15 protein-coding genes are annotated in these 23,760 nt (G+C 47.7%); 9 read left to right on the forward strand and 6 right to left on the reverse strand.

The genetic code is table 11. The annotated features are described in order from the left end of the window. Positions 1-75: 75 nt before the first annotated feature. The 3 genes from OGX66_RS11790 to pepT all read right to left on the reverse strand — a co-directional run bounded on the left by OGX66_RS11790 (position 76) and on the right by pepT (position 3,641). Entirely contained in the window at positions 76-705 is a 630-nt protein-coding gene (locus OGX66_RS11790; RefSeq protein ID WP_032937024.1) for a DUF2913 family protein, read from the reverse strand. Between the two features lie 321 nt (positions 706-1,026). Then, a complete protein-coding gene (gene dcuC, locus OGX66_RS11795) occupies positions 1,027-2,388 on the reverse strand; it encodes a C4-dicarboxylate transporter DcuC (RefSeq protein WP_003830889.1) in 1,362 nt (453 codons plus the stop codon). Beyond that, positions 2,385-3,641, reverse strand: coding sequence for a peptidase T (gene pepT / locus OGX66_RS11800; RefSeq protein WP_046669782.1), 1,257 nt, complete (start codon positions 3,639-3,641; stop codon positions 2,385-2,387). Before pepT ends, dcuC begins: the two co-directional genes overlap by 4 nt. 1,316 nt (positions 3,642-4,957) lie before the next feature. Here pepT and OGX66_RS11805 point away from each other — a divergent pair. Beyond that, positions 4,958-5,215 carry a YjhX family toxin gene (locus OGX66_RS11805; protein WP_003021255.1) on the forward strand — a complete coding sequence of 86 codons (258 nt, stop codon included), beginning with the start codon at positions 4,958-4,960 and terminating at the stop codon, positions 5,213-5,215. Positions 5,216-5,225: 10 nt separating this feature from the next. Further along, positions 5,226-5,972: an SAM-dependent methyltransferase gene (locus OGX66_RS11810; RefSeq protein ID WP_003847699.1), complete on the forward strand. Its 747-nt coding sequence runs from the start codon at positions 5,226-5,228 to the stop codon at positions 5,970-5,972. 55 nt (positions 5,973-6,027) lie between these two features. Here OGX66_RS11810 and OGX66_RS11815 read toward each other — a convergent pair whose 3' ends face one another. Then, positions 6,028-6,591: a DJ-1/PfpI family protein gene (locus tag OGX66_RS11815; protein WP_003830885.1), complete on the reverse strand. Its 564-nt coding sequence runs from the start codon at positions 6,589-6,591 to the stop codon at positions 6,028-6,030. A 403-nt stretch (positions 6,592-6,994) separates the two neighbouring features. Here OGX66_RS11815 and OGX66_RS11820 point away from each other — a divergent pair, with 403 nt between their 5' ends. From OGX66_RS11820 to OGX66_RS11835, 4 genes are all read left to right on the forward strand, one after another. Next, complete coding sequence (locus tag OGX66_RS11820) at positions 6,995-8,107, forward strand: agmatine deiminase family protein (RefSeq protein WP_136345783.1); 1,113 nt, start codon at positions 6,995-6,997, stop codon at positions 8,105-8,107. Between the two features lie 503 nt (positions 8,108-8,610). Further along, positions 8,611-10,833 carry an EAL domain-containing protein gene (locus OGX66_RS11825; RefSeq protein ID WP_286511555.1) on the forward strand — a complete coding sequence of 741 codons (2,223 nt, stop codon included), beginning with the start codon at positions 8,611-8,613 and terminating at the stop codon, positions 10,831-10,833. Positions 10,834-11,370: 537 nt separating this feature from the next. After that, complete coding sequence (locus OGX66_RS11830; RefSeq protein WP_032937030.1) at positions 11,371-12,927, forward strand: hypothetical protein; 1,557 nt, start codon at positions 11,371-11,373, stop codon at positions 12,925-12,927. A gap of 6 nt (positions 12,928-12,933) precedes the next feature. Continuing rightward, entirely contained in the window at positions 12,934-17,262 is a 4,329-nt protein-coding gene (locus tag OGX66_RS11835; RefSeq protein WP_286511557.1) for an AAA family ATPase, read from the forward strand. A 159-nt stretch (positions 17,263-17,421) separates the two neighbouring features. On the opposite strand, the gene OGX66_RS11840 is transcribed toward OGX66_RS11835, so the two are convergent. Continuing rightward, the gene (locus OGX66_RS11840; RefSeq protein ID WP_003838705.1) at positions 17,422-18,810 is read right to left on the reverse strand and encodes an APC family permease; all 1,389 of its coding nucleotides are present in this window, start codon (positions 18,808-18,810) and stop codon (positions 17,422-17,424) included. A gap of 343 nt (positions 18,811-19,153) precedes the next feature. Next, positions 19,154-20,572 (reverse strand): glutamine synthetase family protein, encoded by a 1,419-nt coding sequence (locus OGX66_RS11845; RefSeq protein WP_086503736.1) that lies wholly within the window; start codon positions 20,570-20,572, stop codon positions 19,154-19,156. 212 nt (positions 20,573-20,784) lie between these two features. Here OGX66_RS11845 and puuD point away from each other — a divergent pair, with 212 nt between their 5' ends. The 3 genes from puuD (at position 20,785) to puuC (ending at position 23,758) form a co-directional block, all read left to right on the forward strand. Next, positions 20,785-21,549 (forward strand): gamma-glutamyl-gamma-aminobutyrate hydrolase, encoded by a 765-nt coding sequence (puuD, locus tag OGX66_RS11850; protein WP_043015313.1) that lies wholly within the window; start codon positions 20,785-20,787, stop codon positions 21,547-21,549. A gap of 25 nt (positions 21,550-21,574) precedes the next feature. Next, entirely contained in the window at positions 21,575-22,132 is a 558-nt protein-coding gene (gene puuR, locus OGX66_RS11855; RefSeq protein WP_003830877.1) for an HTH-type transcriptional regulator PuuR, read from the forward strand. A 138-nt stretch (positions 22,133-22,270) separates the two neighbouring features. Then, a complete protein-coding gene (gene puuC / locus OGX66_RS11860; RefSeq protein WP_003838712.1) occupies positions 22,271-23,758 on the forward strand; it encodes an aldehyde dehydrogenase PuuC in 1,488 nt (495 codons plus the stop codon). Positions 23,759-23,760: the final 2 nt, after the last annotated feature.

A 23,760-nucleotide genomic window follows, 5' to 3' on the forward strand; every position in this document is an offset into this window, starting at 1 on the left:
ATATATCTGATACTTTCACAAGTAGATCACTACTCTTTGAACAAATAGAAATTTTTCCTCTATATCAGTTAAGCATTACTTAACAGAAAGAAAATTGAAATAATGAAACTCATTCGAAATGTGTTTCACAAATTCAACCGGCAGGTTATGTTTGATGAACGTTAACTTTGCAAACTCAACATCGCCGTACACTCGAATACAGAAAGGTTTGACAATCTCGCCCTGCACGCCAAAGCACTCCTGAAGCCGGGCATCATCCATAAAGATAAAGTCACCTTTTCTGACCTTAATACTTTCATGAAGTCCTTGCCATTTCTCTGGAGTGAGCAGAAAGCTCTCCCATCCATTATTTCTCAATACTTCAATCGTATGAGTAAATTTAAAATAGTCGTTTTGCATTGTCACGTCACCACTCGATGTGGCGTACAAATATTCTATTTTAAATTTAAGTTGTGCATTGATGCTTTTTTTCTTCCCCTCATCAATTAGCCACTGAAGCTCACTGACAATGCTCTTCGAAAATATTTTTCTTTTTTTGGCAATAGCCAGCCAATGCATAATGAATAGATGCTCTGACATTTTAGAGTAGATCTTATGATCCTTTATTGCGATACCAATTGCAACTAACGCACTCCAGGTAAATGTTTCCAGATCATCCTGATAATGATGTCGTAACGTACTAACTCTTCCAGAATCCCTTACCACTTAAACCTGCCCAAATAAATCGTCATTGTCATTCCACGTTATTCTTGTATTACTCTATTAAAAAACTACTACAACTAAAATCGCCAAAATATGATCCAGATTAACTTATCCCTATGTAATAAACGTGCAAATACAATACATCATACTTATTAATCATTAATCCAGAATAGCTCAACAATGTCCAATAAGAATAATGCGATAAAGATAAAAGTTAATAATAATCACCAGTAATCAATATCATCTGCGGTGATGAGAGTGTAATCAGAAAAAGCAAACTACCGGGCATTTAGCAAGCCGGAAGTTTGCTTGTTACAAACGAAGTTAATAGAAAATACCGATGATCAGGGTATGAGTTACAAAGCCCACAATCAGCGGTACGGCGGTACGTTTAACCACATCAAATGGCGTTATTTTCGCCCCACTGGAAACGGCAATCACCACGCCGGAAACCGGTGAAATTGCCCGCCCCATATGTGATGCCTGCTGCATCGGCAGGATCATGGCAACAGCGTTAGCGCCCATACTTGCCGCGATTTGCGGGATCAGCTCAACGAAAGCAAGGAATGGCGCATTACCCGATCCCATAATAATTGCTGCCGCCAGCGTCACCAGCGCAAACACCACCGCCATAGCAAATGGGGGTAATCCCACGTGCTCCGCCATCAGGATTAATTGATCAATGGCACCAATAACTTTAATCCCGTGAGCAAAAACACCTGCCGCAACCAGCAGCCCAACTACCCCGGTAAAGGCAGTGCCCATGCCTTTAAGGAAATGGCTGAATCCTTCGCATACTGACTTTAAATCACGCACCCGCAGCCATTCAATCAACATACAGACAGCCATCGAAATGAGCACAATGGTGATAATATTCAGGTTAATACCACTGACAAACATTTCCGATGATCCCACCGCCATCAGTATCGGAAGCATCGGGAGCAGCGCATAAAAAGCCGGGGCTTTTCCTGAGTCAGTCACCTCAGCGCTACCGATTTCTCGTGGAAGCGTCCCCGCTTTACGGTCGCAATGCCGCTGCCAGAAGAAATGGCAGACGCCGACGACCAGCACGGTTGCCAGCGCTGCGGGTCCCTGGTGGTAAACAACGTATTCCACCACATCCATATTGACCGCTTTAGATCCCCTGATAGCATCGATGGCCGTCGGGGTATATGCCACACCAAGCGAGGTGGCAATAACCCCAGCGGCTGAGGCCGCAGAAAGCCCTAACCCCAGCATAATGGGGAACATCGTCCCCATCAGCAACACGGCTAGCCCGGTGGCGGATGGAATGGCCAACTGCAGGAGGCTGGCGAGCAGATAGGAGAAAAATAGAAGCACATAGGGCGAACGCAGCGCGCGCAAAGGTTTCGTCACAACCCGCACAACCGCTTCATTTGCCCCGATATGATCCATGTAATGCGCAAATCCCATGAGCGCCATGATCATCAGGCCGAGATCGGCGGCACGCGTACTAAAGAGATCGCGCATCACCTCGAAAGGATCGAGAAATGAAATCCCCGTACTGGCAACACCCTTCGGTAATACAGAACCCCATCCGGTTAACGCCGTACAAATCATCAACACCAGGCCAGCAATGAACAACACGGGTTCAGCGCGATAACCTTTCAGGATAAGACGCGCGACCACTACGATAACCAGTAGGGCAATTAACACCTGAATCATGACTGAGTTCTCCCCTGCGCGAACTCAGCAAAGGTTTCCTCAATGACCGCTACCACGACATCGCTGGCGGCCCGCAGTGAACGCACCGGCAGGTATTCATAAATCGAATGAAAGTTATGGGCACCGGTAAAAATATTCGGGCAAGGTAGTCCTTTCTGCGATAACACTGCGCCATCATATCCACCACGCATGGCGACAGGTTGCGGGGTAATGCCACACTTCTGATACGCGCGTAACGCAATATCAATCGGGTAGTGAGCATCGCCCTGCAAGCTATTGAACACATTGGCATAGCGATCGGTTAAATGGCAGACCACGCTGTTTTCTCCCCACAGCGCGCAGGTGCTGACGGCCAGCTGGCGGATATATGCCATACGCGCCTTATACCCCTCTTCGGTAAAATCCCGGATATCCAGCTTAAGTACCGTACGGGCGCTGTTACCCTGAAGTTGTTTTACCCAGTAATACCCTTCGCGTCCTTCCGTATACTCAGGCGCCTCTCCTCCGGGCAGCATCGCAATAAACTTATGCGCCATCAGCAGAGAGTTCTTCAGCTTACCTTTGGCCGACATAGGGTGTGCGGACTGGCCGGTAAAGATGATTTCCGCATCACCCGCGTTCCAGTTCTCATAGACAAATTCTCCAATGCCGCAGCAGTCCAGGGTATAGCCAAAATCAGCCCCAAACGCCGCAACATCAAATGCTTTTGCACCTCGTAATCCCTGCTCTTCATCAGGAACAAAACCGACCTTCACTGGCCCATGCTTAATCTCCGGATGTGCGACAAGGTACTCCAGGGCATTCATAATCGCGGCGATGGCGGCTTTATCATCTGCCCCCAACAGACTGGTACCATCCGTCACCAGCAGGTCATCACCGATATAATTTTTCAGTTCTGGAAATTCACTTTCGCGCAGATAAATTTTTAGCTCCTGGTTCAGACACAAATCCCCACCGCTGTAGTGAAGACGTTGTGCTTTTGTGTCCGCAGTCTGTTCCGCACTGGTATCGAGATGACCAAAAAAGGAAACGACAGGGATCGCGTCGTCCGTATTTGCAGGTAATGTCGCTGTCACAATAGCGGTATCCCTGACCTCAATGTTTTCCATTCCTAATGCTTCAAGTTCTACTGCCAGCAGTTTTGCCAGTTCCATTTGACCAGGTGAAGAAGGCATTATCCCATTAGCACCATTTTCCCTTGAGGTCGTGGTATTGATTTTCGTGTAGTTAATAAAGCGTTCAACAATATCCATTCCAGGAGATCCTTTAATGTATCATTTACGAGGTACTGCAAGAGAAGACCTGCATACAGCGTGGGTTGAATAATCTGAGAACAAAATAAAATCAGCATTCATCCCAGAATGCTGATTTTATGGGCATTACGACAACGATTTATAAAAAGGAAGATAAAAAGCCAGTAATTATGCCAGTAATTAAAAGCTCCGTTCTGATTGATAAAATCATATTCCCTGTCTGTTTTTACTGCATTTTCCATGGTGTTAAGCTAACAGAAGTCATAAACGGTATTCGTATATCTAAGAGATAATAAAAATCATTTAGATTCTTGCACCCAATACCGACACAAGATATACCATCGCTATATTTTTTAATGAACGAATGCTGTAACAGCAAAATGCAACCGTTTGCACCTCTCTACAAATAGCTACTTAACGCACTAAAATCCGTGAACAAAATCACAATTATTTCAAAAGCAAGAATTAACATAACGCTGAAAAACAGGCAGTTATAAGAAAAACTATATAATACCATTATAAATAAATACAAAATTACACTATTCACTATAAAATAGATTCATAGCGATACTATTTCAATAGTACCGTATGGTTCACAGAAAAAAATCTGTCGTCATCACTAATGTAAAGCAACAAGAACAATAATATTAAACTATCTATTTATGACGACTATCAAAATAATATACAGAAAAAAACCTCTCCCCTGAGAAGAGATACAGGGCAGAGGTAATACGGGTGTTAAGGACATTTTTATAGTTTTGATGATAACAGAAGAGCTTCTTGCAGGATTGAGTATACACACTTCATGACGTTAAGAAAATTCCTAAATAGAATTAAACACAAACACCATTAAAAATTCTTTTTATAATAAAGACCTGTTTATCAAATAAAACAAAATTAAGATAAGAAAAGATTAAATATCACTAATCTATAGTGTGACGCAAGTGAGACCAACTACACATCATTACGACCAATACCGCTACTGACAATGTCTGAAAATTCAATAAATTTAATACATTCATACACCGCTCAGCTAGCTGAGAGTTAAAAAATTATAAAATAAGCTAAACGCAATTTTTCGTCATAGATCACATTTTCCCGACAGGACGATTCCCCTACTCGTCCAGGCTGGTATGATTCAGCAGGTAAATATCTATCAACTCAACCCGAGGCTTTGATGCTGGAGAATGTAATCATCAGATAATCAGCTTACCGACCTTTTCAGGCCGGACTGGTTATCAATGCGCCGAAATCGAATGCGGACACCGCTGTGTGTTTGCACGTTTTGCACATGATGATTAAACAGGTTTTCCAGTATGAATTTATCCCGTCAGGAACAACGTACCTTACACGTACTCGCCAAAGGTGGCCGTATTGCTCACGTCCGTGATGCATCAGGCCGTGTCACTTCCGTCGAATGCTATAGCCGCGAAGGGTTACTGCTCTGCGACTGCACGCTCGATGTATTCAAAAAGCTCAGAACGAAAAAACTGATCAAATCCGTCAATGGTCAGCCCTACCGCATCAATACCACTGGGCTGAACAACGTTCGCGCCCAACTGGATAATCGCTAAGGAGAGAGAGATGGATATCCCGAAGATTTTTACAATCAGCGAAAGCGCACATCGCATTCATAATCCGTTCACCGCGCAGAAATATGCAACGTTAGGTCAGGTTTTACGGATGGCCCCAGGAACCCGCATCCTGGATCTCGGCAGCGGCTCTGGCGAGATGTTGTGCACCTGGGCACGCGATCATGGAATTTCCGGCGTTGGTATCGATATGAGCCAGTTATTCAGCGAGCAAGCCACCCTGCGGGCAAGTGAATTGGGCGTCACTGAGCACGTGCGTTTTATTCATGCCGATGCAACAGGTTATATCGCCGAAGAAAAATTCGATATTGCCGCCTGCATTGGTGCAACCTGGATTGCCGGCGGCGTTGCCGGAACGGTCAAACAGCTGGAACAAAGTCTCAAATCAGGCGGGATCTTGCTCATCGGCGAACCGTACTGGCGTCAGATACCCGCAACGGAGGAGGTCGCTAAGTCTTGCGGCGCGACTTCAGTGACTGATTTTCTCTCTCTGCCAGAACGCGTTTCGTCTTTCGACCAGCTCGGTTATGACGTGGTTGAAATGGTACTGGCGGACCAGGAGGGTTGGGACAGATACGAGGCGGCAAAATGGTTGACGATGCGCCGGTGGCTGGAGGCAAATCCGGACGATGAGTTTGCCGTCGAAGTCAGAGAGCAATTGAGAAGTTCACCAGCACGCCACGTTACCTTCACCCGGGAATATATCGGGTGGGGCGTGTTCGCACTCATGCGGAGGTAATATCTCCTGTCGGTATAGCCAGGCTGGTTATACCGACTTTTCATCTCATCGTCGCTTACTTCATTAATACTTCGACAAATTTAGCTAACCATTGCGGATGCGCGGGCCATGCTGGTGCCGTCACCAGATTGCCATCAACGTGGGCCTGATCAATGCCAATATCGGCATAATGTCCACCGCTCAGACGAACCTCAGGCGCACAGGCCGGATAAGCGCTACAGGTCCGGTTTTCTAACACTCCCGCCGCCGCTAATAGTTGGGGCCCATGACAAACCGCAGCGATAGGCTTACCGGCAGTGTTGAAATCTTGCACCAGCTTAATGACATCTGGATTCAGTCGAAGATATTCCGGAGCACGCCCGCCGGGGATCAACAGTGCGTCGTAATCGGCGGCCCGCGCCTCGGCAAAATTCGCATTCAACGTAAAGCGATGTCCCGGCTTTTCACTGTATGTCTGCGCCCCATCAAAATCGTGAATGGCGGTTTGAACGTAGTCACCCTGACTTTTATCCGGACAGACGGCATCCACACGATGCCCAAGCATTTGCAAAGCCTGAAAAGGCACCATCGTTTCATAATCTTCGACATAATCTCCGACCAGCATCAGTATCTTCTTCATTCACATCCCCCACTCACGGTTATTAATGATGAGAAATAACGGCCATCTTTACTATAGTCCACACGGTTCATGGCATTAATAAATACAACAGAACAATCGGCCAGATCACAATCCGCGGCAAGGCCCGTCAGACGAGGCTTCAGAGCCTACAGCGTGACACATGTTCATGCTGATAAATATAAATTATATATAAATATATAGTTGATAAATTTTAATAGTAGTCAGACTCACTCATAATATAAAAAGAAGAGATTGCAACGAATATCTCCTGTGCTATATTCCGCATGAAACTTACCCGCAATCAATTTATTTATCATTCAATATTTAAAATACGCAGAACATTAATTATCTATTATTATTTTATTCATCCAATATCAGATAAATATACGCAAAGGTTAATCCTATGGTGACAAGACGTTCGTTCGTCTGGCAAGGTCTGGTGACTTCAACGAGTATGCTACTCGCCGGTATGACAGGCATCAGTTTTAGCCAATCTGCCCGCGCAACAGAGGACCGCTGCTGGCAAATGCCGGATGAAGGCGCACCGCATGCGGCAACCTGGATGGCGTTTGGTGCCAGTGCCGAGATCTGGGAGCCTCATCTGCTACCGGTGGTGCAGGAAAACCTGGCGCTAGTTGCTAAAACCATCGCCGCATTTGAACCCGTAAATATGTTGGTACGCGAAGAAGACAGCGAGCTCGCCGCGCGTCTGTGCGGACCGTCGGTCAATCTTCTGGTTCACCCGATAGACGATTTGTGGATCCGCGACACCGGGCCGGTGTTTGTGATAAGCGCCAGCGGTGCGCTCGGCGGTGTGGGATTTAATTTCAACGGCTGGGGCAATAAGCAAGAGCACGAACGTGATGCCGATGTGGCTGAATTCGTTACTGATTACGTTCATGCCGAGTTCATCCGCTCGGCGCTGATTCTGGAAGGTGGCGGTATTGAGGTAGACGGCGAAGGCACGGCGATTATTACCGAGAGCTGCGTGCTTAACTCCAACCGTAATCCCGGCGTCAGCAAAGCCGAATGCGAAGAAGAACTTAAGCGACTGCTAGGTCTGGAGAAAATCATCTGGTTGCCGGGTATTGCCGGCAAGGATATTACCGACGGCCATACAGATTTTTATGCCAGGTTCACGCATCCGGGTACGGTGGTGACAGGTCTTGAGCAGGATCCGTCGTCCTTTGATTACGCGATCACCCGACGTCATCTGGACATATTACGAGCCGCCACGGATGCCAAAGGCCGACGGTTGAAGGTAGTCACGCTGGAAGGACCTTCTACCATCCGCCAGACTTATGCGAGTGATGATTTTGCCGCAGGGTATATCAATTTTTATCTATGTAATGATGCCGTCATTGCACCACAATTTGGCGATAAGCGCACCGATCGTAATACCCATGCTATTTTGCAGGAGCAGTTTATCGATCGTGAAATTATACAACTGAATATTGATGGCATTGCAGCTGGCGGCGGCGGCATTCACTGCGCGACACAGCAGCAATCTCGTTAATGATTAACAATTGAGTGTATTGTGGGAAGGTGGGGAAACTCACTTTCCTGCCAATATCATAATAATTCCTTTAGAAGGATGCCTGCATAGGTTAATTTTTAATAAACAAAGTGCTCAATTAACATTTATGAAATAAACACCTTTAAAAAATAACATTTTAATAGATTTTATCGATCTTTCGTGGTATTTATGATCTGCCAAACCTATCGATAAAATCTATCAAAAGATTTATATTGATCGTTTTTATCGATCGTCTATTCTGTCTTAAATAATGGCTACTGACGGAATTTTTATTATCAGTACAGTCACAAAAATTGTTCTTCCCTGCGTTGTGAAACACACGGAAATTATCGAGGTTACCTTTAAAAAATTCACATAACATATTTTAGAATGGTTTTCAATTAGCGAAAACATCCAAAAATACACATTTCAAACCTCCAGTCTAACCTTTTTTAAGTAGATGACTTAAATCGAGAACGGTGATAACTCACTGAAAATTGCGAATGATGATATTGCTAAGAAAAACTGAAAATATAAATTTCATTAATACATTTAGAGGCTATTTTTGTGTAGGCATCGCGTTTTTTGCATTACAGCTGGTCGCTGGTCATCTCAGTAAGCAAGAGGATGTTGCGGGTATAACACTGCATTTTTACGATCTCACTTTACCTCTTATTTCTGCACTGCTGGTTTTATACCGGCAAAAGGCGCTGCCAATTTTGGGTGCCTTTTTCTTGTATGCCCTTTATTCTTACTCTTTATCTTCGGTATTCACGCTAACGGCACAGCTGCTGGCTGCTCTCATTAGCCAGACACTCTACTTTTTCTCGACAGGTAAACGAGGCGCGGTTAGCTTTGGTCGTAGCCAGCTTACAACCCTGCGTATTGTCTGGCTCGTGTGTTGCAACGCCTTACTATTCATCTCAATTGATTACTGGCTCCAGTCGAACACTGCCTCAGCACCGATCACAAACCTTTTTACACTACAAACACTAATTAACTTACAGTGGTTGATGAACTCTTGCCTGACTGGCATCCCTTTTTGTTATCTGTTGCTTAGAAGCGTTCAAAACCCTGCATGGTGCATTTTATACATCAGACAAGTGAAGACGCTGATAAAATCCGGCCCTCCTATTCTGTATCAAGTATTATGGCTGGTGCTGTTACTCTGCATTATGTCCGCTTTGATCGTCATCAGAGAAGATATTCTTATATTTACAGACTATTCATTACTGTGGTTACTTCCAGTAATGCTGTGGGGAGTGATCTGCATTGGCCATGCTTTTATATCCCCTGTATGGGTAACAATGCTCATCCTGTTGGGATATTATATAAACAGTTATATTTCGCCGGATAACTATAATAATTATTTACATCGTCTCATGATTTCCTCCACGATAGTGTTTGTCTTTTCTCTTACGATTGTTGTTACCGGTGTACTTGTAGTCCGTAACCGAAAATATCTCCGCCGCCTCAAACAACTTTTTAGATCAGAGCCTAATACCGGACTGCCTAACTTTCAGGCCCTGCAAATGGACATCCGTAAACACGCAACAGAGTGCTTGTGTTACATCCGTTGTACAGAGTTGAATACGCTGGAGCAAACCCATGGAATAGAATTCCGTTTTGAATTTGTAAAAGCGCTAAGCTCATATGTACGTAAATTGATTAAGGATACAGGTAACATTTATTACGCACCTGGTCATGGAATAATTCTTCGCCTTAATACTGCCCCTGACATTCCTACTCTTTACAAAGACCTAAACTCTTTTCGTTTTATCTGGAAGGATTACCAATTGGGACTATCTTGTGGTGTGGCATATACCACCGAGAAAAACCTGATTAAAAATTTATCACAAGCAATTAAACATCTTAATACCCAAAGCTACATCTCGTTAATGCAGGGGCAACCGTTGTTACTCAGCCCGCAGGTGCCAGGTGATAAAATTGTCAGTCAGGCTGTCATTCGTCATATGTTGCAAAAAGCAATTGACAGAAAATCGTTTGAGCTTATGGCTCAACCCGTCGTATCAACGATGCTGGTTGTTCAGCCTATCGTTTCAACTACGGGACTGACACGTTATCACGAGATACTTATTCGGATAAAAATGGTTGATGGTAAGTTAATCTTTCCAGATACCATTCTACCGGTTGCTCGCGAAGCAGGATTACTCCCTGCACTGGATATCACTGTTATAGAGCAAACATTTCGTTTTATACAGTCACGGCAGAAATCTGACCCGAACAGTCATTTCTCCATTAATCTGACACCTGACTCGCTTAATAAAATTGATTTTCTTGATAATGTTTTCACATTGTTTAGAAAATATTCCATCGCACCTAAACGTATAATTTTTGAAATCATTGAATCAGATATCATTGACAACGCTAATGTCACTGATGTTCTGAGAGCATTACGTAAAGCAGGTTCTAAAATTGCTATTGATGATTTTGGCACAGGGGCGTCAAGCTATTCACGACTCAGAACATTAGACGCAGATATTCTGAAAATTGATGGCTCCTTCATCCGTAATATACTGACCGATGAATTTAGTCGATGCGCCGTCAGATCCTTCTGCGAAGTAGCAAAACTCAAAAATATGGAAGTGGTAGCTGAGTTTGTTGAAAATGAGGAAATTGAAAAGATGCTAATTACCATGGGTATTGGTTGGTTACAGGGATACCATATAGGGAAACCCGTTCCTATTGAGTTGGCTGAATTATAATAATAATTATATTCCTACATTGTTCCACTTACCGGCTCCCGTGCCGGTTTTTTATTCCCTTAACTAAAACTGCATATTAATTAAGCAAAACACTATACAACTTAACGTCATAACATCGTGTTGTTGCTACCTATCAGTCTACAGATATTGCCATACAGCCATGAGTTGTAGAGCCTCCCCCCTCCTAAAAATAAGGGTTTTTTTAGAGGATCTTTGAAATTTATATGGAGATTAATGCTCCTCCATATGGAGGTTTTGTATTGTGCAAAAAAAACGGCGAGAAGGACTTTCCTGCATGATAGGCTGGTTTAGCCTTAAAAACGTGGTATTTCCCCGAAATTAATCCCTAATGAGAAACTGACCAAGAAGCTTTAAATCGGGTGGCAACCTGAAGATTTTGGCTACCTCAGTCATAGAGTTCATAATCAATATTAGTGATCGCTGCGCTAGTCTGCATTTAGCATTACGGCTAATATCATTTGCGTCAATTATCATAGTCATTTGATGATATATCACACAGCAGATTTAACGGTAAAAATGATGACACAACAAAATAATAATCTCGCTCAGAATATTAACGATGATGAATTTTCCTCCATCACACAGGTAGAATTGCAAGTTGTAGAGGAGATTAATGCTCCCGAGCAGACCGCATCCATTATTAGCTCTTTCGTAACCTCCTGCCAGGCTCGCGGCGATCAGCCATTGGGGCAATGGTTGGATGATGAATTTCGTAAATATCCACAGATCTGGAAAAACGAAGAAGAGTTACTAAACACTCGTCGGCAGATAATACGCTCTACGGAAGCCTTTAATCAGTCTCGCGACTCATTACAGCAGCATATGGATAAAGGTCGTAGCCGTGCCTCCTGGTTGGCTGGCGAGATAGAAAAAAATGCAGCAGTTTCCGGTTCGGTACACGTAGGCCAATACGCCAGCCTTATCGATAGCGCCTTGGTAGACGCTAACGAAAATGCGCGCAAAACAATCACCACGCTGGCCGGGAATATCAACCAAAACCCCAATCTAGATGGTCTTGTTGCGGAACAGCATCACGTCGATACATTTAATATCGATGCAACCACCAAAGGCAGTCCGTATCGTGCACGGGTTGTTGGTTCACAGGAGCTAAACTCCGTTGATATTGAGATTGTTGACGGCAACGGCAATGTGGTCTGCAAATATCAGTCGAAATATGGTGCTGACTCAAACGCCACAAATACACAGCTCAATCGGGGCGACTATAACGATCAACAAGCGCTAGTTCCCGAGGGGCAAGGCGCAGATGTGGTCAACAGCACAGAGGTTATTGAAGCTGACGGAGTGTCTTCTCAGCCACTTTCTAAAGAGAAAGCAAAAGAATTACAGAAAAAAGCTCAACAAGATGCCGAAGCGCGTCAGTACGACTGGAATGACACTAATCGTATTGATATTGCCAAGCAAATTGGTAAACAGGCTGTGCTCGGTGCCTGTATTGCGGTGGGTATGCAGGGAACCAGAATCCTTGCAAGGCGTGCCTGGAATCGCCTGAACGGTCGTGAAAATCCATCCACCAGTGAAGACCTCAACGATTTTTTCGAAAGCTCGCTGCGTACCGGTACGCAAACAGCTATACAGGTTGCTGTTTCCGGAGCGGTCGTAGTCGCTGTCAAGAACGGCTTTCTTGGCGCAGCCTTACGCAGTACACCTGCGGGCCTAATTACCAATATCGTCTGCGTGGGCATACAGAATGCAAAGGTACTTTATAAACTGGGCAAAGGTGAACTGACTGGAGAGGAAGCGCTCGATGCCATCGGTAACACCACTATAACCACGACAATGGCTATTGCTGGTGCAACGGAGGGGGCCACGTTGGGCGCAGCGATTGGTACCGTATTTGGTCCAGTCGGTACAGCCGTTGGAGGGTTTGTTGGCGGTGTCGCAGGTGGTATAGCGGGTGGGCAAATTGGTGAAATCGTCTATAACGCGGGCAAGGTTGTTGCCAAAACAGCTGCCAAAGTCATTGCCAGTGTTACTGAAAATACGAGTCATGTCATTAAGTCCTTTAGCCGGGGTATCAGTAACTTTGCCTCAAACCTTTTCTCATTCTGGTAAATACTGATGAATCTGCTCGAACTTAAGACCAAGATAAAATCCCATATCCTCGCTGGATATCCAGGGCTTTACATCCACTCCGGCGAAGAAAGCCGAGTCGATACGCTATTGCAGGAAATAAGTACAGAACTGACACTGTCTCCCAAAGAGTGGAACCTTGGATATGGCTGGGTTGATTTCCATAACAAGCAGCCTCGGAACACGCAGAGTCAGGCCACCGAACTAGCAGAAAGTTTACCTTCGCTGCTCGATGACGATTTGGACGGAAAACTCCTCATCATTAAAGATGCCCGCAGTGCACTGGAAAACCAGCCACTCGCCGTTGCACGGTTAAAGCAATTGCTCAACCGCATTCAGCGGCACCACCGGAGCAAAACGGCTGTAGTACTTGTTTCAGAAACTTTGCACATCCCAGTACAAATCGAGTCGCAAATCACCTTGCTCCCCCTGTCACTGCCCCAGGGTGAGGAAATTAACCAGCAGCTCAGCAGTTTTTGCCAGATGCTTGATCTGTTTGTCCCGGAAAATATGCATCAGCGTCTGCATACTGCGTGTTGCGGACTGAACCAGGAAGAGATCCGATCAGTATTAGCACTAGTTCGTCAACAGCATGAACAAATTAATGACGAGGCGTTGGCTCTTATCCAGCATGGGAAAGAGCAGATTATCGCAAAAAGTGGCGTGCTTGAGATGCTGCACGTAATCGAAAATGCAACTGACATCGGCGGTCTTGAGAACCTTAAAACCTGGCTCACTCGCCGCGCCCAGATTTTCCGCCGCCTGAGTGAAGCTCGCGATTCACGCGTACAGGCGCCTAAAGGTGTACTTATCGCCGGTATGCCCGGTTGTGGGAAGTCTCTTGCAGCCAAAGCAGCGTCCGGTTTATTCCAGTTGCCACTCCTACGTCTTGATATCGGCTCATTATTGGGTAAGTACGTCGGAGAAAGTGAACATAATATGCGTCGGGCGCTAACAATGGCAGAATCAATTAGCCCCTGTATTTTGTGGATCGACGAACTGGAAAAAGCCTTTGTCGGCATGAACAGTGGCAGTAGTTCGGAGGTTTCCTCACGACTTTTCGGCTATTTTTTGACCTGGATGCAAGAAAAAACCGGTGCGGTATTTGTCATTGCCACTGCTAACAATATTACCGTGCTCCCTCCAGAGTTGCTGCGTAAAGGACGGTTCGATGAGGTGTTTTACGTCGGATTCCCCAACGGCGTAGAGCGAGCAGCTATTCTGGACATCCATCTGAAAGGTGAGTCGCTTGAACTGACCCAGAATGAACGCAATAAGCTGGTAACACAGTGCCGTGATTATGCAGGTGCAGATATTCAGAATGCTATCAACGAAGCTCGAGAAATAGCATTCCTTGAAAACCGCCAGTTGGAGCTGAAAGATCTGGAAGCTGCTATCCAGCTTACAGTTCCGTTACGTGAGACCCTGCGTGAACAGGTTGCCCAATACGAAGAGTTGTTTGAGAAACTCAAGCTCAAACCAGCTTCCACCAGCGATGGTCTTAGCGTAGCGCAGATGATTCAGATGGCGGATAGTGCAAACTCGTTGCGCCGCGCAGAGGTCGCTAATAGCGAAGATTGTCCGGATGATTTACTGGAAAAACTGGCGGCAGATGCAGACCTGAACGTACGCAAAGCAGTATATCGTAACCCGAACTGTCCTGAGCAGGTACTCACCCAACGTATTAACATTGTTAATGACCAGCCTGAGTTTGACATCGATCTTTTACATCTGGCCTGTATACATGCAAATGCACCGCATGATCTGATGGCAACACAATTCGAACGGCTTCAGCTCACTATTCAACATCGACTCCAGCTCGCCAGCAACAGCACAGATAGTACATTGCTTCAACATTTAATGCGTGATCCAGAATTAGACGTTTGCGAGATGCTGATTACCAATAAAAATCTCAGTAAATTAATGCAATTACAACTTGCGAAGGATTCCAGGGTCTCTATTCGCCGACGTTTGGCGCGCAATAGCAATCTTCACCCTGAGGCGCAGGAAATACTGGCAAGGGACCGCGATTTTACCGTGCGTGAAGATCTAGCAGATCTTGATGGGCTTAGCGAAAAGGTACAGCAGATCCTGACGCTGGACAGCGATCAGGACGTGCGTGAAACACTGGCTAAACGCCGCCGTGAAGGATTACTCGCGGAAGCTGTACAACTAGAGTTAGCAAAAGATGAATGTACGGAAGTTAGGGAGTCATTAGCGTCTAACCCCAACCTGACTGCAACCGCACAGATACGGCTGACTCAGGATACGCGTGTCTCGGTTCGTCGCAAACTTGCCGAACACCCTAATCTGTCCAATCCCGCATTAAACTCTTTGCTCAAGGACACAGATGAAGTTCTTAGAGAACTCGCCGGTAGCAAACACTTTGATAGCGCCCTGTTGCAAAACAATTTGAGCCAGCATCCGTCAGAAAAAATTCGTATTGCCCTTGCCAGCAATTACGCTCTTCACCCTGAGGTTCAGGAACAACTGACCAAAGACAGCTGCACAGAAGTACGTGAGACATTAGCTGGCAATGCTAACATTGCGGACGACACGATCTGTACCTTAATGGATGATAGCGATGATGATGTTCGTGCACGCCTGGTACACTGGCGCAATTCGCTGCCAGAGAAAGCTATACATCATCTCGCTATGGATCAAAACCATCAGGTTCGAAAATCGTTGGCTTACACTGAAAATCTACCGAGTGAAGTACAGCAGCGACTAGCCAATGATATCTACGATGTTCAAAAAGAGCTGGCAAGTAACGCCACTATAAGTGCATTAACTCAACAGCAATTACTGGATAACGGTAACCAGGAAGTGCATTACGCGTTAGCAGGTAATCGCAACCTGACGGGTCCAATCATGGCGCAGCTCGCTGAAATGCATGATAGCGAAATCCGTGTTCAACTGGCCAGGAACAATGCCCTTACCGCTCCAATCATTGGTAAATTAATAAAGGATGAAGAGGAAGTACAACTGGCGCTTGCACTAAATCAGCATCTCAATGAAGAGTACTATACGCAGCTTTACGACTCGGGCTCAGCTGCGATACGCGAGAATCTAGCGGGCAACCCACAAATCGGCGAACCGTTAATGGAACGCATCTATAAAACAGAATTGGCGGTAAACAATCTGGCCACGGCGATGGAAAGCGTACAGTCGATTTTAGCCAGCATGAGGGCAAACTCAGGTTTACCATCAACGAAGAGTGTGACAAAAATCGCGCTAGCGCTGGCTGGTAATTCCGCGCTATCGGAAGCCCTACAGAATAAAATCCTGAATCTGGAGAACTGCAGCGTAGAGATACTCGAAGCGTTAGCCAGTAACCCGGCGTTGAGTAGGGATGGGCAAGAAGAGTTGGTTACGCACAAAGAGGCCAATGTGCGTCAGAAACTGGCGGCCAACCAAAATACGAATACTAAGATTCTCCACGAGCTGCTCCTTGATGATGAAGACAAGGTTCGCATCGCCCTGTTACGTGATTGGTGGACAGATCGCGAGATCGAATGGCAACTGGCGAACGATAAATCGGTCAAAGTACGCTGCGCAGTTGCGGCCTCACAAAGCCCAGGAAAAGCAGTTCAGGTGAAATTGGCAAACGATAGAGACCAAAGAGTACGTGCCCACCTGATACCAGAGGAGGAAAACTATCTCTTTACACTGAATCCTCTAACACAAACCCTTCTTGCCAGAGATAGCGATCTGTCAATTCGCCAGAAAATGGCCTCTTATCCTAAACTGCATCCGTCGGCACAACTCATACTGGTAGAAGATGATGCCATCTGTGTTAGGGAAGCACTGGCTAGAGGTTCGGAAGGACTCTTCAATTCGCCACTGAGTGAAGAAGTGCAGCATCGGTTGATAAAAGATAACGATCTCAGAATAAGGCTCGCATTGGCGAAAAATAAAAGGTTAACGCCAGAGGTCCAGATATTGTTAGCAAAGGATATAGATAACAGCGTTAAAAGAAAGTTGATTGAAGAATCAGATCGCATGAATCCGCTCTCTCTTCTGGTGCAAGAGCAACTGGCAAATGATCCTGATGTCACGATTCGAAGCGATTTGGCTCGGTGCCTGTTTAGTGGGCTCCTTGCTCCACGAAGCAGCCAGAAAATCCGACTGAGACTTGCTAACGATCCAAATGAAGCGGTTCGCGATATTATCATTAAGATGGGGTTATTTGAATTAACCTATTCAAGTGAACAATATAACGATGCCGTTCTGGACGGTTTGTTGGTAAGGGCAACCCACGAGCAAATGGAATTGATCAATCGCATCAGGGAAAAAAATCGACTTGCGGTTCAGTAAACAACACCGCTAAGCAGGTATGCCACGACTTTCCACCGTGGCATACCGTTTTCATTTGACTAGCCGAAAGCTACGGCCGACTTTCACATCCGATGGTGTAAATCTGGCCACTGCTAAATATTAATCGTCATTACCAGATCTCTGCCGATTCCGTTTCCATCACTCCCAGGCGCGCTCAGATTTCGCGGCGTCAAACTGCGGCGGCGGTTTACGAAAGCGTCCGGTCAGGTACGCGAGATACACCAGCCCAACGCCGGCCCATACCAGTCCCAGCGTCAGCGATGTCACTTCCAGATTCACCCACAGTACGGCTACCGTGGCGGCACCGACCATTGGCAATACCAGATAGTGCAACTTTTCCTGCCAGGTATGCTTACGTCCTTCACGACGCCAGAAGTGGTTAAACACGGACAGATTAACGAAGGTAAAGGCCACCAGCGCGCCAAAGTTAATCAGCGCCGTGGCGGTCACCAGATCAAAAAACAGGGCCGACAGCGCCACAATCCCGACCATGATGACGTTCAACGCGGGAGTACGCCATTTGGGATGGACATAACCAAAGTATTTCTCCGGGAAGACGTTATCGCGGCCCATCACGTACAGCAGGCGCGAAACGCTGGCATGCGACGCCAGACCTGACGCCAGCGTATTCACAAAGGTGGTGCACAGAAAAATAGACTGGAACAACTTGCCGCCGACGTACAGCGCAATCTCCGGCAGCGCCGCATCCGGGTCTTTGAATCTGCTAATGTCCGGAAAGAACAGTTGCATAAAGAACGAGGCGGCAATGAAGATCAGTCCACCGTACAGCGCGGTAAGAAAAATGGCTTTTGGAATGGTGCGCGCAGCATCTGGCGTCTCTTCAGAGAGGGTCGTTACCGCGTCAAAGCCGAGAAACGAGAAGCAGACAATGGTCGCGCCGGTGATAATCGGAATCAAATGCGCATTCTGACTGATAAACGGTTGCAACGACCAGACGGTCCCGACCCCTTCGCCTTTGTGCAGCCCCTGCACCACGAGGAAAATAAACACCACGATGATCGCCACCTGCACCAGGACAAACAGGGCATTGAAGTTCGCCACCAGGTTAACGCTTTTCAAATTGGCCGCGGTAAGGATCGCCACGAACAGCACCACCCAAATCCATGGCGCAACCCCCGGGAATAGCGCGGAAAGGTAAATTTTCGCCAATAGTACGTTAATCATCGGCAGGAAAAGGTAGTCAAGCAGTGAAGACCAGCCGACCATAAACCCCACATGCGGATTAATCGCTTTTTGCGCATAGGTATAGGCCGAACCGGCCTGCGGAAACTGGCGCACCAGCTTTCCGTAACTGATGGCGGTAAACAGTACGCCCGCCAGGGCCAGCAGGTAGGAGGCTGGAACATGGCCATTGCTGATACCCGAAACAATGCCAAAGGTGTCAAACACTGTCATCGGCGTGAGATAGGCCAGCCCCATCACCACTACCTGCCACAGCTTGAGAGATTTACGCAGCTGTGCTTTGCCCGGCTGGGCTGCAAGATCCACAGAAGAATTAGTCGACATAGCTTTCCTCCCCGCGACGAGCCCAGATCTGCGTTCGAAATGTGGGAACAGCAGACCTGGGTCGTATCGGGGTAGAAAGCCATAAGAAAGGCGTCAATGTTGCACGGCACAGATGCGGTCCGTACTTACTGCGGGAGCCATGGATGCTCACGCGGGGCTGGTTTTTAAACATTGGCATCATCACATTTCCTCGTCACAAACTCTGTCGGTTATCTGAAGACCCGTTGTCGCCCGCGCTCCATTACGCGACATCCGGGAAATGGCAGGTATTCCTGCAATTTTGACGGGCTGGCTCCGCTCAGCCCGCATGATGCGACTTCTTTTTAAATGACCTGTACGACTGTCAGGCGTTTTTCAACATCCACTCAATTTCAGTGTCGGTGATAAGACGTTCAAACTGGATTAATTCATCGTTTTTACAGGCGTGATACACGTGGCTAAAACGCTCACCCAATAATTCACGCAGATTGTCGTTTTGCATAAACTCCCACAGCGCATCGCTCTGGCGGATAGGAAACGGTAGCCCTTCCTGCTCCAGTCCGTTGCCTTCCACTTCTTCCTGCAGCGGCAGATCGTTATCCAGACCGTGAAGGATCCCCGCCAGGATGGTCGACATCACCAGATACGGGTTGGCATCCGCCCCTGCCACGCGATATTCAACCCGATGGTTATCACGATCGCCGCAGGGAATACGCAGCGCCACCGTACGGTTGTTATGCCCCCAGGAAGCCTGAGTCGGCACATACATACCCGGCTGGAAGCGGCGATAAGAGTTCACATTCGGCGCCAGCAGCGCCATTGACGCGGGCATCAGATCAATCATCCCGGCAAGCGCACGCTTAAGTAACATGGAATCATCGCCATTCGCATCGGCCAGCACGTTCTCGCCTTTATTATTCATAATGCTGATGTGGATATGCATCCCGCTCCCTGCGTGTTCCTCATAAGGCTTTGCCATAAACGTGGCATGCATCTTATGTTTCTCCGCCACCAGCCGTACCAGACGTTTCAACGCCAGCGCGTCGTCGCAGGCGTCGAGCACGTTATCGGTATGGTAGAGGTTGATTTCAAACTGCCCAGGGGAGGCTTCAGCCACTGCGCCGTCAGCCGGGATCAGCTGTAAACGGGCCAGTTCATCGATATCGTTTAACACATCAGCAAAATGGTTCAGGTTATCAACCGAGTAAACCTGACTTTGGGTATTGCGATCGTCCGTACCCGGCGCGCACGGCGGCTGCAGATAACCTTCGGGATCGCGCTTACGATCGAGTAAATAGAACTCCAGCTCTACCGCTACGACGGGGAACAGACCGCGCTGGCGAAGTTTCTGCCAGAGTCGGTTCAGTACGTTCCGCGGCTCAACGTCAAAGGGAGCGCCATCTTCATCCAGCATCGTCAGCATCATCTGTGCAATAAATTCAGGATCGGCGGCCGAAGGGGTTAACGTGCCTGCCACCGGTACACAAGTCCGATCCGGTTCGCCAAGCTCCTGGCCTAATCCCGCCTCTTCAACCACATTGCCAAGAATATCCATCGCGAAAACAGATGCCGGGAAATAGCAGCCTTTCTCTAACTTATGCAATCCAGCAACCGGAAGGCGCTTACCGCGAAAACAGCCATTAAGGTCGGTTAACAGCACATCCACATACTGCGTATTAGGATAGCGTTCCAGATACTGTTTAACTTCGCGCGCAAACGCGCTACTTCGTCTCTCTTCAGAATGCTGAACAAAATTCTCAACTTCTACGATATTGGTTTCCATGATTCACCGCCGTTGGCCTGGTAAGCTGCTCTGTGATTTGACTGTTAAATATAATGTCCACTATTCGACTCTGGATGCAAACAAATTGTTTGTCAAATGTTAAATTAAGTTTGCTAGAAGGTTATTCCGCTGCTAGATTGAGAAAATAATGAACGGAATTGCACAACAAGGAACCGTTTGGCAATAATTTATTCCAAAACGTGAGGTCGATCATGGGCAATATATTTGACAAGCCAGTTATTGGTGTAGTGATGTGTAGGAACAGGCTTAAGGGTCACCAGACCCAGACTCTGCAAGAAAAGTACCTGAATGCGGTATTAAATGCCGGTGGATTACCGATAGCGCTGCCCCATGCGCTCGCGGAACCCGAATTGCTGAACGCGCTGTTACCGAAACTGGATGGTATCTTCCTGCCAGGAAGCCCAAGCAATGTGCAGCCGCACCTCTATGGTGAAAATGGCGATGAGTCTGACGCCGATCCCGGGCGTGATCTTCTGAGCATGGCGCTAATTACCGCCGGGCTCGAAAGGCGCATTCCCATTTTCGCCATCTGCCGGGGCTTACAGGAATTAGTTGTCGCCACTGGCGGGACTCTGTATCGTCGCCTGTGCGATCACTCACAGTTCCTGGAACATCGTGAAGATGCGGAACTCCCGGTGGAGCAGCAATATGCGCCATCTCATGAAGTCCAGGTTCAACAGGGAGGATTGCTATCTCAGTTAATACCAGGTTGCAGCACGTTTTGGGTTAACTCCTTGCATGGTCAGGGAGCAAAAACCCTTGGCCCGCAGCTGCGCGTGGAAGCACGCTCGCAGGATGGATTAGTGGAAGCTGCCAGCGTCCATGACCATCCTTTCGCGCTCGGCGTGCAGTGGCACCCGGAATGGAACAGTAGCGAATACGCCCTGTCGCGTTTGTTACTTGAAGGTTTTATCACCGCTTGTCAGAACCACCTCGCTGAAAAACAGCGACTCTGACCACTACAGTTAAGGAAATGCAATTATGAGCGATGACGGCCTGGCGCCGGGTAAACGTTTGTCAGAGATCCGCCAGCAATTGGGTCTTTCGCAGCGTCGTGCCGCCGAACTGTCTGGGTTAACGCATAGCGCCATCAGCACCATAGAGCAGGATAAAGTCAGTCCTGCCATCAGTACGCTGCAAAAGCTATTGAAAGTATATGGGCTGTCGCTCTCCGAGTTCTTCGCGGAACCGGAAAAGCCTGACGAACCGCAGGTGGTTATCAATCAGGATGATTTGATTGAGATCGGGAGTCAGGGAGTATCCATGAAGCTGGTACACAACGGAAATCCGAATCGTACGCTGGCAATGATGTTTGAAACCTATCAGCCAGGCACGACAACCGGGGAGAGAATTAAACATCAGGGTGAAGAGATTGGCACAATACTGGAAGGTGAAGTGATACTGACCATCAACGGTCAAACGTATCCTCTTGTTGCAGGGCAAAGCTATGCCATTAACACCGGCATACCACACAGCTTCAGCAACACCTCGGCGGGGATCTGCCGCATCATCAGTGCCCACACTCCCACCACGTTCTAATCAGTAACGGCCTGAGTTTCTCAGGCCTTCTTAAATAACGCGCATTAACAGGGTACATCCCTGGGGTATCGTGCAGCCTGATTTTGCCTGAAAAAGATCAGCAACGAACTTTATCTTATTGATATAAAAGGAGTAGCTATGAACTTTCAGAATCTTAAATATTGGCGTGAGAAAGCCAGCCATTATTCACCGGAAACCCGTTTATTTATTAACGGCGAATATTGTGCCGCCGCCGATAACGAAACCTTTATTACCCAGGATCCGGCAGGACAACGCCCGCTCGCCAAAGTCGCCCGCGGCAAAAAAGCGGATGTTGACCGCGCGGTCACCGCAGCCCGCACCGTGTTTGAACGCGGGGACTGGTCGCAGGCATCACCCGCAGAGCGCAAAGCGGTGCTGCACAAACTCGCCGATTTAATGGAGCAGCATCACGAGGAGCTGGCGCTACTGGAAACGCTCGACACCGGTAAACCGATTCGCCATAGCCTGCGTGATGATATTCCCGGCGCGGCACGCGCCATCCGTTGGTACGCCGAGGCGATAGATAAAGTCTATGGTGAAGTTGCCACTACCTCGGTGAACGATTTAGCGCTGATTGTCCGCGAACCGGTGGGCGTGATTGCGGCCATCGTGCCGTGGAATTTTCCCCTGCTGCTGGCCTGCTGGAAACTCGGCCCGGCTCTGGCTGCGGGTAACAGTGTGATCCTCAAGCCTTCCGAAAAATCACCGCTGACCGCGATTCGCCTGGCCGCACTGGCTAAAAAAGCAGGTTTGCCCGATGGCGTGCTCAGCGTTGTGAGCGGGTACGGTCACGAAGCGGGCCAGGCACTGTCGCTGCATCCGGATGTTGATGTGATCACCTTTACCGGCTCGACCCGCACCGGCAAGCAACTGCTCAAAGATGCTGGCGACAGCAACATGAAACGCGTCTGGCTGGAGGCCGGCGGTAAAAGTGCCAACATCGTATTTGCCGACTGCCCGGATCTGCCGAAAGCCGCCGCTAATGCAGCGGCAGGTATTTTCTATAACCAGGGCCAGGTTTGTATCGCCGGTACACGTCTGCTGCTGGAAGAAAGTATTGCCGACGAGTTTATCGCGCTTTTAAAAGAGCAGGCGAAAAACTGGCAGCCGGGCAACCCGCTGGATCCGGAAACCACGATGGGCACGCTTATCGACAACACGCATGCCGACACCGTTCACAGTTTTATTCGCGACGGTGAAGCGCAAGGCACGCTGGCGCTGGATGGCCGCAGCCACGTACACCCGGCGGCCATCGGCCCGACTATTTTTGTCGACACCGCGCCGCAAGCCCACGTCAGCCGCGATGAGATCTTCGGCCCGGTACTGGTCATCACTCGTTTTAGCAGTGAAGCCGAAGCTCTGGCGCTGGCCAACGACAGCGACTACGGTCTGGGCGCCGCGGTCTGGACCCGCGATTTGTCGCGCGCGCACCGCATGAGTCGCCGCCTGAAGGCCGGTTCGGTCTTCGTGAATAACTACAACGACGGTGATATGACCGTGCCATTCGGCGGCTATAAACAAAGCGGTAACGGACGCGATAAATCCCTGCATGCGCTGGAAAAATTTAGCGAATTAAAAACCATCTGGATCTCCCTGGAGTCTTAATC

Origin of the sequence: Citrobacter sp. Cf072, from assembly GCF_030334485.1 — a bacterium.
In the GTDB taxonomy this organism is placed as follows: domain Bacteria; phylum Pseudomonadota; class Gammaproteobacteria; order Enterobacterales; family Enterobacteriaceae; genus Citrobacter; species Citrobacter freundii.